Origin of the sequence: Chromobacterium sp. ATCC 53434, from assembly GCF_002848345.1 — a bacterium.
Lineage (GTDB): Bacteria > Pseudomonadota > Gammaproteobacteria > Burkholderiales > Chromobacteriaceae > Chromobacterium.
In genome coordinates this window covers 1776560-1791540 of record NZ_CP025429.1, presented here as the reverse complement: position 1 = coordinate 1791540, position 14981 = coordinate 1776560, and the positions used below count along the sequence as shown (strand labels likewise).

At 64.6% G+C, this 14981-nt stretch carries 11 protein-coding genes; all 11 read right to left on the bottom strand.

Annotated elements, in window-relative coordinates:
* Nucleotides 1-105 precede the first annotated feature (105 nt).
* On the bottom strand, nt 106-1134 hold the full coding sequence (locus tag CXB49_RS08150; protein ID WP_101707926.1) for an IS110 family transposase: 1029 nt from the start codon (nt 1132-1134) through the stop codon (nt 106-108).
* Nucleotides 1135-1264: 130 nt separating this feature from the next.
* Entirely contained in the window at nt 1265-2467 is a 1203-nt protein-coding gene (locus CXB49_RS08145; protein ID WP_101707925.1) for an acetyl-CoA C-acyltransferase, read from the bottom strand.
* Nucleotides 2468-2661: 194 nt separating this feature from the next.
* Nucleotides 2662-5037, bottom strand: coding sequence for a 3-hydroxyacyl-CoA dehydrogenase/enoyl-CoA hydratase family protein (locus tag CXB49_RS08140; RefSeq protein ID WP_101707924.1), 2376 nt, complete (start codon nt 5035-5037; stop codon nt 2662-2664).
* Between the two features lie 428 nt (nt 5038-5465).
* Nucleotides 5466-6956 carry an OmpP1/FadL family transporter gene (locus tag CXB49_RS08135; RefSeq protein WP_101707923.1) on the bottom strand — a complete coding sequence of 497 codons (1491 nt, stop codon included), beginning with the start codon at nt 6954-6956 and terminating at the stop codon, nt 5466-5468.
* Between the two features lie 174 nt (nt 6957-7130).
* Nucleotides 7131-7508, bottom strand: a complete 378-nt coding sequence (locus CXB49_RS08130; RefSeq protein WP_101710655.1) for an acyl-CoA thioesterase — start codon at nt 7506-7508, stop codon at nt 7131-7133.
* A gap of 116 nt (nt 7509-7624) precedes the next feature.
* Nucleotides 7625-10078: an acyl-CoA dehydrogenase gene (locus CXB49_RS08125; RefSeq protein WP_101707922.1), complete on the bottom strand. Its 2454-nt coding sequence runs from the start codon at nt 10076-10078 to the stop codon at nt 7625-7627.
* 76 nt (nt 10079-10154) lie between these two features.
* Nucleotides 10155-10796: a TetR/AcrR family transcriptional regulator gene (locus CXB49_RS08120; protein ID WP_101707921.1), complete on the bottom strand. Its 642-nt coding sequence runs from the start codon at nt 10794-10796 to the stop codon at nt 10155-10157.
* Between the two features lie 200 nt (nt 10797-10996).
* Complete coding sequence (locus CXB49_RS08115; RefSeq protein ID WP_101707920.1) at nt 10997-12178, bottom strand: O-succinylhomoserine sulfhydrylase; 1182 nt, start codon at nt 12176-12178, stop codon at nt 10997-10999.
* A gap of 161 nt (nt 12179-12339) precedes the next feature.
* The gene (yiaY, locus tag CXB49_RS08110) at nt 12340-13473 is read right to left on the bottom strand and encodes an L-threonine dehydrogenase (RefSeq protein ID WP_101707919.1); all 1134 of its coding nucleotides are present in this window, start codon (nt 13471-13473) and stop codon (nt 12340-12342) included.
* 90 nt (nt 13474-13563) lie between these two features.
* Nucleotides 13564-14265 carry a MarC family protein gene (locus CXB49_RS08105; RefSeq protein WP_101707918.1) on the bottom strand — a complete coding sequence of 234 codons (702 nt, stop codon included), beginning with the start codon at nt 14263-14265 and terminating at the stop codon, nt 13564-13566.
* Between the two features lie 134 nt (nt 14266-14399).
* Nucleotides 14400-14882: a hypothetical protein gene (locus CXB49_RS08100; RefSeq protein ID WP_101707917.1), complete on the bottom strand. Its 483-nt coding sequence runs from the start codon at nt 14880-14882 to the stop codon at nt 14400-14402.
* Nucleotides 14883-14981: the final 99 nt, after the last annotated feature.

Genomic DNA, 14981 nt, shown 5'->3' with positions numbered 1-14981 from the left:
TTTCATTCCAGGTTCGTCGTCGGGCCTTAGGCCGTTTGTCGTCATCAGCGTCTGTCGTCGCAAAAGCAGGCTTGCTCCTACCGCCGGGTCACATCCCGGCGGTTTTTACTTCCCCGTCTCCGGATAGGGGCGGTACTCGCCACCGTGCGCCAGGATCGCCCACACCACCCGTGCCAGTTTGTTCGCCACCGCACACGCCACCACATTGCCATGCCGGCGCAACATCAGCTTCGCCGTCCACTCCGCCATCGCACTGTGCCAGCGTCTGGCACTCATCATGATCACATGCGCGCATTGCACCAATAAGCGGCGCAACGCTTTATCGCCTCGTTTGCTGATGCCCAGCAACGTCGATTTGCCGCCAGTCGAATGCTGCCGCGGCACCAAGCCCAACGAAGCCGCGAAGTCGCGGGCGCAATGATAGCCCTTGGCCTGGCCGGCATCGGCAGCCAGCTGGCTGGCCGTGATCGGGCCGATGCCCGGTACCGTCATCAGCCGCCGCGCCACGTCGTCCTGTTTCGCCAGTACCGTGATCTGGCAGTCCCAATCATCGATTTGTTGCTGCAACTGATCATGGTGCGACAGCTGGGCCTCCAGTACCCGCCAGGCAATCGGCGGTAGCGCAACCTCGCGCTCCCGCAGCAGCAGACGCGCCTGTTGCAGACCCTGCGCCCCCTGAGGCAGCGCGATGCCGAACTCCAGCAGTAAGGCATGGATCTGGTTGCCCGTCTGCACGCGTTCACCGATTCGCGCCTCGCGCAGCCGGTGCAGCGCCGCCAGCGCCTGCTGTTCCGGCGACTTGGCGGCGACATAGCGCATGGTGGGGCGGGAAGCGGCTTCACAGATGGCTTGGGCATCGAGGAAATCGTTCTTATTGCCCTGAACGAAGGGACGGACGTACTGCGGAGCAATCAATTGCACGGTATGGCCGAAGCCGGCCAGTTTGCGCGCCAGCCAATGGGCGCCACAGCAAGCTTCCATCACGATGCGGCAGGCGGAGTGACGAGCGAGAAAGTCGATCAGCACGTGACGGCCGAATTGGCGCTTGAGCAACACATGGCCCTTGGTGTCGTGCGCGACGAGGTGGAAATGGTGTTTGCCGATATCGATGCCGATGAGGGTGACGGTTGCCATGATGGTCTCCTGTATCGAAAGAAAAACAGCCCTGCCAGCTTACGCCTGCAGGGCTGTTGAATCAGGCTGACCATCACATTACGCCACAGCGCAAGGCTGTGGCGTTCTTTGGCGCGACAGGCGAGTCCGCTTACAGCACCTCGATGATGCCGGCGGCGCCCATGCCGGTGCCGATGCACATCGTCACCATACCGTGGCCCTTGATGCCGGCGTCGCGCATGCCATGCACCAGCGTGGCGGTGCGAATCGCGCCGGTCGCGCCCAAGGGGTGGCCCAGGGCGATCGCGCCGCCGTGCGGATTGACCTTGGACAGGTCCAGGCTCAGATCGCGCGCCACCGCCAGCGCCTGGGCGGCGAAGGCTTCGTTCAGCTCGATCCACTTCAGATCGTCCTGCTTCAGGCCGGCCTGGGCCAGCGCGGCCGGGATGGCCTCCTTCGGACCGATGCCCATGATTTCCGGCGGCACGCCCTTGACCGAGAAGGTCACATAGCGGGCCAGCGGCGTCAGGTTGAACTCCTTCAGCACGCGTTCGGATACCAGGATCACCGCGCCGGCGCCGTCAGACATCTGCGAGGAGTTGCCGGCGGTGACCGAGCCCTTGGCGTCGAATACTGTCTTCAGCTTGGCCAGGCCTTCCAGCGAGGTCTCGCGACGCGGACCTTCGTCGGTGTCCAGCACGCGGGTCTTGGACACCACTTCGCCGGTTTCCAGATTCGGCGTGCGGTAGGTCACTTCCAGCGGTGTGATCTCGTTCTTGAACTTGCCGCCGTCGATGGCCGCCAGCGCGCGGCGGTGCGATTCCACCGCGAACGCGTCCTGGTCCTCGCGCGACACGCCCCATTGCTGGGCCACTTTTTCAGCGGTCAGGCCCATGCCGTAGGCGATGCCGTAGTTCTCGTCCTTGGCGAAGATTTCCGGGTTCAGCGACACCTTGTTGCCCATCATCGGCACCAGGGACATCGACTCGGAACCGGCGGCGATCACCACGTCGGCTTCGCCCAAGCGGATGCGGTCGGCCGCCATCTGCACGGCATTGATGCCGGACGAGCAGTAGCGGTTGATGGTGATGCCGCCGACGGTGTTCGGCAGGCCGGCCAGCAGCACGCCGATACGCGCCATGTTCAGGCCCTGCTCCGCTTCCGGGAAGGCGCAGCCGACCACGCAGTCGGAAATCAGCTTCGGATCCAGATTCGGCACCTGGGCCAGCGCGCCGGTGATCACATGCGCCAGCATGTCGTCCGGACGCACATGGCGCAGCATGCCGCGCGGCGCCTTGCCCACCGGAGTGCGGGTGACGGCGACGATGTAAGCTTCTTGTACTTGTTTGCTCATTTTCGATTCTCCTGTCGGTCGCCCGATCGGCTTTACGGCGATCAAGCGGCCCTTCATCTGGCTATTGGCCGTGTTTGCGGGAGGATTCGTCGCGAGCGGGCCGAGATCGAAGCGAGAAGCGCAGCCGTACATGCGGTACGGCGAGCATCGCAGCATTCGATATCGGTCCGCGCAGCAGAATCATCCCCAAACACTTAGTTGCGCAGCGGCTTGCCGGTGGTCAACATATTGGCGATGCGGTCCTGGGTCTTGGAATTCTTCAGCAGGGTCATGAAGGCCTTGCGCTCCAGATCCAGAATCCATTGCTCGTTGACCAGGGTGCCGGCTTCCACGTCACCGCCGGTCATCACGTCGGCGATCAGCGAGGCGATGAAGAAGTCGTGCTGGCTGATGAAGTTACCTTCCAGCATGTTCACCAACTGGCCCTTGATCGACGCCGCGCCGGAACGGCCGGCCACCGGGAAGCCCTTGACCTTCAGCGGCGGACGGTAGCCGGACTCGGCCATCGCCAGCGCCTGTTGCTTGGCCACGTAGAGCAGCTCGTAGGCGTTGAACACCACCGGATCGGCCTTCTTGAAGAAGCCCAGCTCCTGCGCCTCGACGCCGCTGGTGGCGACCTTGGCGGTGGCGATGTTCATGAAGTAGTCCTTCAACGCGGCCAGCAGGTCGCCCCTGGCTTCCTGCGAGGCGCGCAGCGCGAACTCCTTGCAGCCGCCGCCGCCCGGCAGCAGGCCAACGCCCACTTCGACCAGGCCCACGTACGACTCCAGCGCGGCCACGGTCTTGTCGCAGTGCATCGCGAACTCGCAACCGCCGCCGAACACATAGCCCTGGGTCGCGGCCACGGTCGGGATCTGGCTGTAGCGCAGGCGCATCGCGGTCGCCTGGAAGCGGCTCAGCGTCGCCTCGATCGCGCCCCAGTCGCCCATCATGAAGGCCGGCATCATCGCCTGCAGGTCGGCGCCGACGGAGAACGGCTCTTCGGTCTGCCAGATCACCAGGCCCTTGAAACGGTCCTCGGCGATGTCCAGCGCGGTGTTCACGCCGTCCAGCACGGCCGGGCCGATCGCGTGGGCCTTGGACTTGAACGACACCACCAGCACGTCGTCGCCGGTGGTGAAGGCGCGCACGCCCTCGTTCTCGAACACGGTCTCGCCCAGCTGCTCGGACTTCTCGCCCAGCACCTTGGCCGGGGCCAGCTGGCGTTGGTAGACGTCAAGCGAGGAGCGGCCGACCAGCTTGCTGTCCGCGGCATTGTAGGAACCGTCGGCGAAATGCACACCGGCGCGATCGCCCTCCAGCACCCAGGCCGGCAGTTCGGCCTTGGTCAGCGCCTTGCCGGCGGCGATGTCTTCGTTCAGCCACTTGGCGACCTGCTGCCAGCCGGCGGCCTGCCAGGTCTCGAACGGACCGGTGGACCAGCCGAAGCCCCAGCGGATGGCGAAGTCGACGTCGCGCGCGCAGTTGGCGATATCGGCCAGGTGGAAGGAGATGTAGTGGAACACGTCGCGGAAGCAGGCCCACAGGAACTGCGCCTGCGGATGCTCGCTGCTGCGCAGCTTCTGGAACTTCTCCGCCGGGTCGGCGATCTTCAGGATCTCCTTGACCGCGTCGTCGCCCTTCTCGCCGGAGCCGACGTACTCGCCCTTGGCCGGGTCGAGCACCAGCATGCGCTTGCCGTCCTTCTTGTAGATGCCGGCCTTGGTCTTGGAGCCCAGCGCGCCGCCGGCGATCAGTTGCTGCATCCAGTCCGGCGTGGCGAACAGGCTGTGCCACGGATCCTGCGGCAGCGTGTCCTGCATGGTCTTCACCACGTGGGCGAAGGTGTCCAGGCCGACGACGTCGGCGGTGCGGAAGGTGGCGGACTTCGGACGGCCCAGGCGCGGACCGGTCAGATCGTCGACCACATCGAAGCGGATGCCGTATTTGGCGGCATTGGCGATCGTGGCCAGCATCGAGAACACGCCGATGCGGTTGGCGACGAAGTTCGGCGTGTCCTTGGCTCGCACCACGCCCTTGCCCAGCGTCGACACCAGGAAGCGTTCCAGATTGTCGAGGATGTGGGCGTCGGAAGTGACGCAGGGAATGATTTCAACCAGGTGCATATAGCGCGGCGGGTTGAAGAAGTGCACGCCGCAGAAGCGCGGGCGCACCGAATCCGGGCAGCCTTCGGCCAGCTTGTTGATCGACAGGCCGGAAGTGTTGGTGGCGAAGATGGTGTGTTCGCCCAGATGCGGCGCCACCTTGTGGTACAGGTCGACTTTCCAGTCCATCCGTTCGGCGATGGCCTCGATCACCAGATCGCAATCCTTCAGCAGATGCAGGTGGTCGTCGTAGTTGGCCGGCTGGATGTGGGCGACCACGTCGCTGCCCGCCAGCGGAGAGGGTTTCAGCTTCTTCAGCGCGTCGATGGCCTTCAGCGCGATGCCGTTCTTGTCGCCTTCCTTGGCCGGCAGGTCGAACAGAATGGTCGGTACCTTGGCGTTCACCAGGTGGGCAGCGATCTGCGCCCCCATCACGCCGGCGCCGAGCACGGCAACCTTGCGTACATTGAATTTGGTTTGAGACATGGTTTCCTCGTTTTGTCGAAACACACATGAGACAGGCCCCTCTCAACCTGTCCTGCTTGCTTCAAGGACGGGCGTTGATTCGTCCTTGCCCTGTTTCCGCGCCGGCCGGGGCGAGCGCGGCGCAGGGTACTGCTTGATAGTCAGGCCGGCGTTTATCGCTGTTGTTCCCGCCGTGCCCTATCGCCAGGCCGTTCCGCGGGCGGAAAGGCTGGGGCGATTCTTTAAGTCGAGCGCAGATAAAATATCAAACACTCGCTTTTATGTCGGATTAGTCTAACCCATTTTGGGCAAAATCAAAGCAGGTTTTGTAAAAAAAATCATGCGGCGCTGGCGCGCCCGCAACAATGCGCCGCCCGCCGCCCAAAAGACAACAGGGCGGGACGCCGCGCGCCCCGCCCTGTCAAGCTTTCCAGCCGGCTCACGCCGTCTTAGAAGCGATAGTTGTACTGCACGCCGACCAGTTGCAGATAGGTCTTGTAAGTACCGTTGACGGTGCCGCCGTTGCCGGTGCAGGACGCGCCGCTCGGCGACACGCCTGCCGGGGTGCAGCCGTCGGTGTAGTTGACGTTGGCGTTCTTGAAATCAATGAAGCTGTAGGCCAGATCGATCGAGCTCTGCTTGTTGATCTTGTAGTTGGCGCCGAAGGACAGCCAGAGACGGTCGCTGTCCGGGATGGCCGGATGGCGGTCCTGATCGTCCTTGACCGGCGACTGCTCCCAGGCCAGACCGCCGCGCAGCATCCAGGCGTCGTTCAGCTGGTAGTTGGTGCCCAGCGACACGCGCCAGGTATCCTTCCAGTTCTGGTGCAACACCAGATCGCCTTGCGCCACGCCGTTGACGGTGGATTGCTTGATGTCGATCTGCTGCAGACGCGAGTTGCGTACCCAGGTCACATCGCCCATCAGCGCCACTTTGCTGTTCAGCTGATGGAAGAAGTTGGCCGAGGCGGTTTCCGGCGTGGTGACGTCGACCGAGGCGGAGGCGTCCGGATGGGCCAGCTTGGCGGCGACGGCAGCCGGCAGCGTCACGCCACCGACAGTGACATTACCCTGCACATTGTTGAAGGTCCAGGTCGAGCTGCCGGTCAGCGACTGCTTGATGCTGGAGCGGTAAGCCAGGCCGAAACGGGTGTTCTCGTTCAGCTGGAACATGTAGCCGATGTTCCAGCCGAAACCCCAGTCATTGCCCTCGACGTGGGCCAGGCCATCACCACCGATGCCGCCTGCGCGCATCACAGCCGCAATCTGCGACGGATTGGTCAGCGTGACATTGGCGCCGCCAGGACCAAACGGACCGGTGATGCCGCCGGAAGCAGCTGCCTTCAAGGCCAGGCCGGAGGTGGTGTCAGCCATCTGATTCAGCGTCGCGTCCATGTATTGCGCCGACACGCCGAAGCCGAAGGAGTGGTGGTCGTCCAGCTTGAAGGCGATGGACGGGTTGATGTTCAGCGACTGCAGATTGATGCTTCTCAGGCCGTAGCGGCCGGCCCAGTTGTAATCGTAGTCGAGCTTGGCGCCGTAAGGCACGTACATGCCGATGCCGGCGGTGAACTTGTCGTTGATCTTGCTGGACAGGTAGAAGGTCGGCGCGGCGACGGCCTTGGGCGCGAAATTGCCGCCGTTGCCGTTGCCGGTGGACTGACCCAGCACGTTCTTCGAGCCGGTGTCGGTGTATTCGGAGTGCGGCACCACCAGCGTGGCGCCGGCGGAAACCTGGGTGCCGTCCAGCCGGGACAGGCCGGCCGGGTTGGTGAAGATGGTGGAAGGATCATTGGCTTCGGCGCCGTTGGCGTGGGCGGTGCCCTGGCCGGAGACGCTCTGCGAACCGAACTGATAACCCGAGGCAGCAGCCTGTGTGGACGCCAGGCCGAGCGCGGTGCCCATGATCATCACGGACAGGCTAAGATGCTTGAGCTTCATGCTTCCCTCTCTTATTACTTGGGTAGATATTTTCATTAACGATGACTCGGTCATGGCGCGAGTCATCATTGATGCTACCAGAGAATTAGAGCAATCCAACCAAAGTATCGAGCTTTTGTTCCAAACGTTCGTTTAATGCAACATTTCCACAACAATTGATGAAGACGGAAACAATCAGCCTTCGCCGAGCAGGCGGGACTTGCCGTCTCGGTCTATCGCGACATAGGTCGCGATCACCTCGGTAATCCGCACATGGGCGCCGTCCATCCGCTCCGCCTCGACTGAAATCTTCAGCGTGATCGACTTCTGCCCGATGCGCAGACGCTCGACATACAAATCCACCACATCGCCCAGCAGGATGGGCGCGGCGAACTGGAAGGCGTTGACCGCCACCGTGGTGACCGGCCCGCGCGACAACCGCTCCGCGTCCAGACTGCCGGCCATGTCGATCTGGCTCATCAGCCAGCCGGCCTGCACCCGCCCATAGGCATTGGTGCTGGTCGGCAGCGCCCTGACCCGCAGCGCCGGCACCCGGCTCTCCTGTTGCTCCATCGCCCCACTCCCGCCCGCTTCCGGGCCTTGCGCATTGAAAACGGCCGCGATCTCCGCGGCCGTCATGTCGGCGCCGGATTCCTTGCGGTCTCCGGCATGGTATCACGGCGTCCGATTTAGAAAATCAGGCGCTGCAGCAATTTGTCGTCATGCTGCTCCAGCTTCTTGTCGAAGTCGTCCACCATGATCACATCGCGCTTCAGCTTGCGGGCGCGGGTGACGGCGTCGAACTCTTCCTGATTGATCAGGCCGGTCTGCAGCGCCTCCGCCAGCCGCTCGCGGGCGGTGATGGTCTTGAACTTGCCGTCGCGCGCCAGCTTGCGCAGTTTCTGCTCCACCGGCTCGGTAGCCAGGATGGCGTGCAGCGCGTGGTCCAGCACGCCTACCGGATCGTCCTCGGACTTCGGCACGTACATGCCGCGGGTCAGACGCTCGCGGGTCGCGCCCGGCTCCATCATCGCGCGCGCCACCTGGGTGCCGACGCGGTCCGACGCCGGCTTCAGCGTCAGGCCCCACGGGAAGATCACCCGGCGCAGAACCCAGGCCAGGCCGCGGCTGGGCAGGTTGGCCAGGAAGCCGTCCATCGCCACCTGCACGTCGTACAGCGCGTTCTCCACCGCCCAGCTCATCACGGCGATGTCTTCCTTCGGCGCGCCCTCGCGCTCGAAACGCTTCAGCGAGGCGGTGGCGATATACAGGCCGGACAGCATGTCGCCGAGACGGGCCGACAGCTTCTCGCGGAACTTCAGCGAGCCGCCCAGGCTGAACATCGCCATGTCGGACAGCAGCGCGAAGGCGCTGGACAGACGGGTGACGCGTTTGTAGTAGGCCGCGGTGGCGCCGCCCTTCGGGCTCTTGGCGAAGCAGGCGCCGCTCAGGCCCAGCCACAGCGAACGGACGAAGTTGCTGATCACGAAGTTGATGTGGCCTGTGATCGCCTGGTCGAACTCGGCGCCGTCATCGGCCATCGCCGACTTCATCTCGCGCAGCACGAACGGATGGCAGCGGATCGCGCCCTGGCCGTAGATGATCATCGAACGGGTCAGGATGTTGGCGCCCTCGACGGTGATGCCGATCGGAACCGCCTGATAGCCGCGCGCCAGGTAGTTGCGCGGCCCCAGCACCACGGTCTTGCCGCCGTGCACGTCCATCGCGTCGTTCAGCGTTTTGCGCATCCGCTCGGTGTTGTGATACTTCAGGATGGCGGACAGCACCGACGGCTTCTCGCCGTTGTCGAGCGCGGTCAGCGCCAGGTCCTGCGACGCTTCCATCTGGTAGGTGAAGCCGCCGATGCGCGCCATCGCCTCGTCCACGCCCTCGAACTTGCCGATCGGCAGGCCGAACTGGTCGCGGATGCGGGCGAAGGCGCCGGTGGTGTAAGTGGTCAACTTGCCGCAGGCGACCGACATCGCCGGCAGCGAGATGCAACGGCCGACCGACAGGCACTCGACCAGCATCCTCCAGCCCTGGCCGGCGTATTCGCGGCCGCCGATGATCCATTCCAGCGGAATGAACACGTCCTTGCCCGAGGTCGGGCCGTTCATGAAGACGGAACCGCCCGGGAAATGGCGGCGGCCGATTTCCACGCCGATATGCTCGGTCGGCACCAGCGCGCAGGTGATGCCGATGTCTTCCTTGTCGCCCAGCAGGCGGTCCGGGTCGTACATCTTGAACGCCAGGCCCAGGATGGTGGCGACCGGCGCCAGCGTGATCCAGCGCTTTTCCCAGCTGACGCGCACGCCCAGCACGTCGTCGAAACGCTCGCCGGTGCGCGGGTGGGTGTAGGAACCGCGGCAGACCACGCCGAAGTCCGGAATGGCGCCGGCGTCGGAACCGGCGTACGGGCTGGTCAGCGCGAAGCACGGCACTTCGACGCCCTTGGCCAGGCGCGGCAGGTAGTAGTCCTTCTGATCCTCGGTGCCGTAATGCTGCAGCAGCTCGCCCGGCCCGAGCGAGTTCGGCACCATCACCGTCACCGCGGCGCTGCCGCCGCGAGTGGCGATCTTGGTCACCACCTTGGCGTGGGCGTAATTGGAGAACTCCAGGCCGCCATACTTCTTCTTGACGATCATGCCCAGGAAGCCGTGGTCCTTGATGAACTGCCACACTTCCGGCGGCAGGTCCTTCAGCTCATGGGTGATCTTCCAGTCGTCGATCATGCCGCACAGCTGTTCGGTCGGACCGTCGATGAAGGCCTGCTCCTCCGGCGTCAGCTTCGGATCGGGGAAGGACAGCAGGCGGTCGTAATCCGGTTTGCCGGAAAACAGGTCGCGATCCCACCAGACGGTGCCGGCGTTGATGGCTTCCTGCTCGGTCTGCGACATCGCCGGCGTGATTTTCTTGAACACGCCGAATACCGGGCCGGTGAACACGGCGCGGCGCAGCGGCGCGATGTTGAGCACCGCGGCGACAACGGCGAACACCGCCCAGACGGCGGTGTGCGGCGGACAGTGGAAGACGAACTGGAGCGCGGCGAGCCAGGCGGCGACGACTACGGTCCAGGCCAGCACCGGCGCGGCGCAATAGGCCAGCGCGCCGAGCAGCACGATCAGAAGAATGGCAGCAATCATTGTGTTTTACCCTCGTGTTGACCCCTTGGTTCCGCGCGCGCCGCTTTGGCTGTTGTCGTTCGACGCGCTGACGGAATCAGCTTTCGACAGGCGCGACCAAACCGGCAATCACGAAAGGCACCAGATACTTGACGATCATGTCCGGGTCCCGGGCGGTAACGATCTGGCTGCGCGTGAAGATTTTCAGCACATCGTTGCCGGCGAAGGCGTTGAACATGACGCTAAAGGCGAGGTGCATGCGCCAGGCGAGCTGCTCCGGCTCCAGATGCGGCAGCGCCCGTTGGAAGGCGCCGCTATAGCGCTGCACGAACACGCTGTACTGCTGCGAGATGGTCTCGCGCAACAGGCGGTGGTTTTCCACCAGCGTGCGCGACAGCAGCCGCACGAACATGGCGCCGCCGCGCGACGGGTCCTTGGACAGGGCCAGACAGGGCCGGATGAAGGACAGCACCAGCTGCTCCAACGGCAACGGTCCGGCTTCCGCCTCCAACCGGTCCAGTTCGGCCAGGCAGTCCTCCAGCAACGGAGCCAGCCTGCGCAGAAACACGGATTCGAACAACGCATCCTTGGAGCCGAAGTGATAGTTCACCGCGGCCAGATTCACCTCGGCCTGCTGGGTGATCATGCGCAGCGACGTCGCCTCGAAACCGTGCTCGACGAACAGGCGTTCCGCCACATCGAGAATGCGGGTTGCGGTGTCGGGACGATTAGCCTCCATGGTCTCCAGTGCCTTTATTGTGTTTGCTTGTGGTTTTGTCTTGCTCATCTCAGCTTTCGAACAAGCGTTTCAAACTTACGTTTTAACTTGATGAATGTCAAGGCATGCCCCACTTGCCTCGTCATCCATCTCTCGGGGCCAACAAAAAAAGGCAGTCTAATTTTAGACTGCCGTTTGAATGAAACACGCGTTAAAAGCGCTTAGTCAAGACCCCGCAACAGATCTTGTTGAAGGTCGAGCACATTTTCCAGGCCGACGCTGACGCGCAACAGCCCCTCGACGATGCCCGCCTGGGCGCGCGCCTCCGGCGTGACGCGGGCGTGGGTGGTGCTGGCCGGATGGGTAATGGTGGTTTTCACATCGCCCAGATTGGCGGTACGCGAGATCACCTCGACGGCGTCGACCACCCGCCAGGCCGCCTCGCGGCCGCCCTTGACGACGAAGGACACCACCGCCCCGCCGCTCTTCTGCTGGCGCAGCGCCAGCTCGTGCTGCGGATGGCTCTCCAGTCCCGGATAGTAGACGCGCTCGACGCCGGGCTGCGTCTCCAGCCAGCGCGCCAGCTGCAACGCGTTGGCGCTGTGCTTCTCCATCCGCAGATGCAGCGTCTCCAGACCGGACAGCAGCGTCCAGGCGTTGAACGGCGACAACGACGGGCCGGCGGCGCGCACATGCAGATAGATCTGCTCGATCAGCTTGTCGCCGCCGACGACGGCGCCGCCCATCACCCGGCCGTGGCCGTCGATAAATTTGGTGGCGGAATGCATGACCAGGTCGGCGCCCAGCTTCAGCGGCTGCTGCAAGGCCGGCGAACAGAAACTGTTGTCGACCACCAACAACGCGCCGTGAGCGTGGGCGATGTCGGCGATCGCGGCGACGTCGGCGACCTCAGTCAGCGGATTGGACGGCGTCTCCAGGAACAGCAGCCTGGTGTTCGGCCGCAGCGCCTCGCGCCAGGCGGCCAGGTCGCGCGCATCGACAAAGGTGGTGGCGACGCCGAACTTCGACAGCTGGCCCGCGAACAGATTGGTGGTGGAGCCGAACAGGCTTTGCGACGACACGATGTGGTCGCCGGCCTGCAGCAGCGTCATCATGATGGCCTGGATCGCCGCCATGCCGGTGGCGGTGGCGATGGCGCGCTCGCCGCCCTCCATCTGCGCCAGCCGCTGCTGGAACGCCGACACCGTGGGATTGGTGAAGCGGGAATAGGTATAGCCCTCGAGCTCGCCGAGGAACATCGCCGCGGCCTGGGCCGCCGATTCGTAGGTGAAGCTGGAGGTGAGGAACAGGGCCTGGCTGTGCTCGCCGAATTCGCTGACGGCGCGACCGGCGCGGATGGCCAGCGTTTCCGGATGCAGGGGGGCGTGATGCGGGTCGGACATTCGCTTCTCTCTTTCTCGTCGCCGGCCGCGAGCCGGCTGTCATTACCCGGCTATCTTGCCTGAAAACCGCGCGCTTGCTAAATCACATCCGGCGCTATCGCGCGGCCGGCGGCGGCATTTGGCGCCCCCTAGCCCAAACGCCGCCCCTCCCTCGGTTCGCGCTACATCGCCGCGCGGAAGATCGCGCACAGCTCCTCGTGGCTGGCGCGGCGCGGATTGGTCAGGCCGCAGGCGTCGCGCAGCGCGTTGTCGGCCAGCAGCGGAATGTCGGCCTCGCGCACGTCCAGCGCCCGCAGGCCCGGCGGGATGCCGACGTCGGCCGACAGCCGCCCGATCGCCGCGATGGCGGCCCGGGCGTCGCCGTCCGGCTCGCCCAGCGCCCACGCGACGTCGCCCAGGCGCTCGCCGGCCTCGACCGCGTTGAAGGCCTGGACATGCGGCAGCAGCACCGCGTTGCAGACGCCGTGCGGCAGGTCGTAGAAACCGCCCAGTTGGTGCGCCATCGCATGCACATAGCCGAGCGAGGCGTTGTTGAAGGCCATGCCGGCCAGGAACTGGGCGTAGGCCATCGCCTCGCGCGCTTCCATGTCGCGGCCGTCGTGCACCGCCCGGCGCAGGAAGCCGGCGATCAGCGCCACCGCCTTCAAGGCGCAGGCGTCGGTGATGGGCGTGGCCGCGGTGGACACATAGGCCTCCACCGCGTGGGTCAGCGCGTCCATGCCGGTGGCGGCCGTCAGCGACGGCGGCATGCCGGCCATCGTTTCCGGATCGTTGACCGACAGTATCGGCGTGACATGTTTGTCGACGATGGCCATCTTGATGCGGCGCGACTCGTCGGTGATGATGCAGAAACGCGTCATTTCCGACGCGGTGCCGGCGGTGGTGTTGATCGCCACCAGCGGCAGCTGCGGCTTGGCCGACTTGTCGACGCCCTCGTAGTCCTGGATGCGGCCGCCGTTCACCGCCACCAGCGCGATGGCCTTGGCGCAGTCGTGCGGCGAGCCGCCGCCCAGCGACACCACCGCGTCGCAGCGCTTGTCGCGCAGCAGCGCCAGGCCGGCCTCGACGTCGGCGCAGCCGGGGTTGGCGTGGACGCCGTCGAACACCACCGGCTCAATGTCCGCCTGGCCCAGCATCTCGGCCACCCTGCCGGCCAGGCCGGACTTGACCAGCCCGGCGTCGGTGACGATCAGCGCGCGGCGGAAGCCGTGGCCGCGCATCTCCGCTATCGCCTGGCTCAGACAGCCGGCGCCCATCAGATTGAACGAGGGAATGAAGAAAGCGCTGACGCTCATGACCATCTCCTTGGTTAAAACGATGTCATGAACCCAGTCTGAGCCGCCGCCCTCCCCCGCGCCTTGCCTCAGATCAAACGAGGACCAGGCTCAGCGCAGCAGCGCGGCGTTGTCGCGCAGCCACTGCCCGGCCAGCTCGCCGAAGCCGTCCCACATGATCTGCACGCCCAGGCACAGCAGGATGAAGGCCGACAGCCGCAGAAACACCACCGAGCCGGTCTGTCCCAGATAGCGCAGCAGCTTGTCGGCGTGGCTGTAGCACAGATAGACCAGCACGCTGCAGGCCAGGATGGCGGCGGAACCGGCCAGCGGCGCCACCGCGTAGCGGACGATGCCCTTGCCGCTGCCGGTCAGCGTCGCGCCTATGGTGATGGCCACCGAGATCGAACCCGGCCCCACCGTCAGCGGGAAGGTCAGCGGATAGAAGGCGCGTTGTTTCAGCTCGGCCTGGCTGTCGGCGCGCGCCGGCTCCGGCGAGGCCTGGCTGGGCTCGGCCGGCGTGTCGTTCAGCATGCGCCAGGCGGCGAAGGTGATCAGCAGGCCGCCGGACATCTGCACCACCGGCAGCGATACACCGAAGAAGGACAGCACATAGCCGCCGATATACATGCTGCCGACCAGCAACAGCGCGCAGTACAGCGCGATGCGGCGCGCCAGATAGCGCCGCTGCTGCGGGGTGTTGCGCGCCGTCATCGAAATGAAGATGGGCACCAGGCCCGGCGGATTCATGATGGGAAGCAGCGCCGCCATCACGAAAAGGAATTTGGTCATGAAGATGGACAGCAACTGCATGCGACGCTCCGCTGGCGGGTGTTTAAAATCTTTTCAGGACCATAAATGTAAACGTAAAAAAGCCCGCTTGCCAGCGGGCTTTTACATTTACCGTCGTCAAACGGTTCGGCACGCTTCCGATGCCGCCGCCAAGGCTATTCGCGGCCAGTCGAAACCGCTTCGCCCGGCATGATCTTGCGCGCCACCAGCCTTGGTCTGGCCGCCAGGAATATGCCCAGTCCGGCCTCCAGCGCGCTGCTGGACAAATCGACGAGACGATCCGGGGTGAAGTAATACCCCAACATCGGACGATTGACCATCGCCAAACCCAAAACGGCAAACAACGGCGGCAATACGCGCAATAGCGTCCAGATGCCGAGAATGGCCACCCCGGCGGCCAGCAGCTCGCGGCCGGGAACGCTCAAGGTGTTCGCACCGTCGGTCCGCGGCAGCAGCTTCTGCGCGACGAACATCGGGCAAGACCAGAGAAAGGCCGCCAGCAACAATGGCAGCAGCGGCATGACATAGAACATCGCCGCGCCTTCGCCGCCAGAGTACTGCTTGGCCAGCGCCACGGCCATGCTCAGGCCCTGCAAGGCGATCATGATCAGCCACAGCGCAAACAGTCTGGCCGCCATTCCCACGATTTGTTGAGGACTCATGCGATGGCTTCTCCCCCCGGTGCGACAAGCCGCGCCCGATGGGCGCGATGGCTGATGAAAAAACAGGCCCCGCCG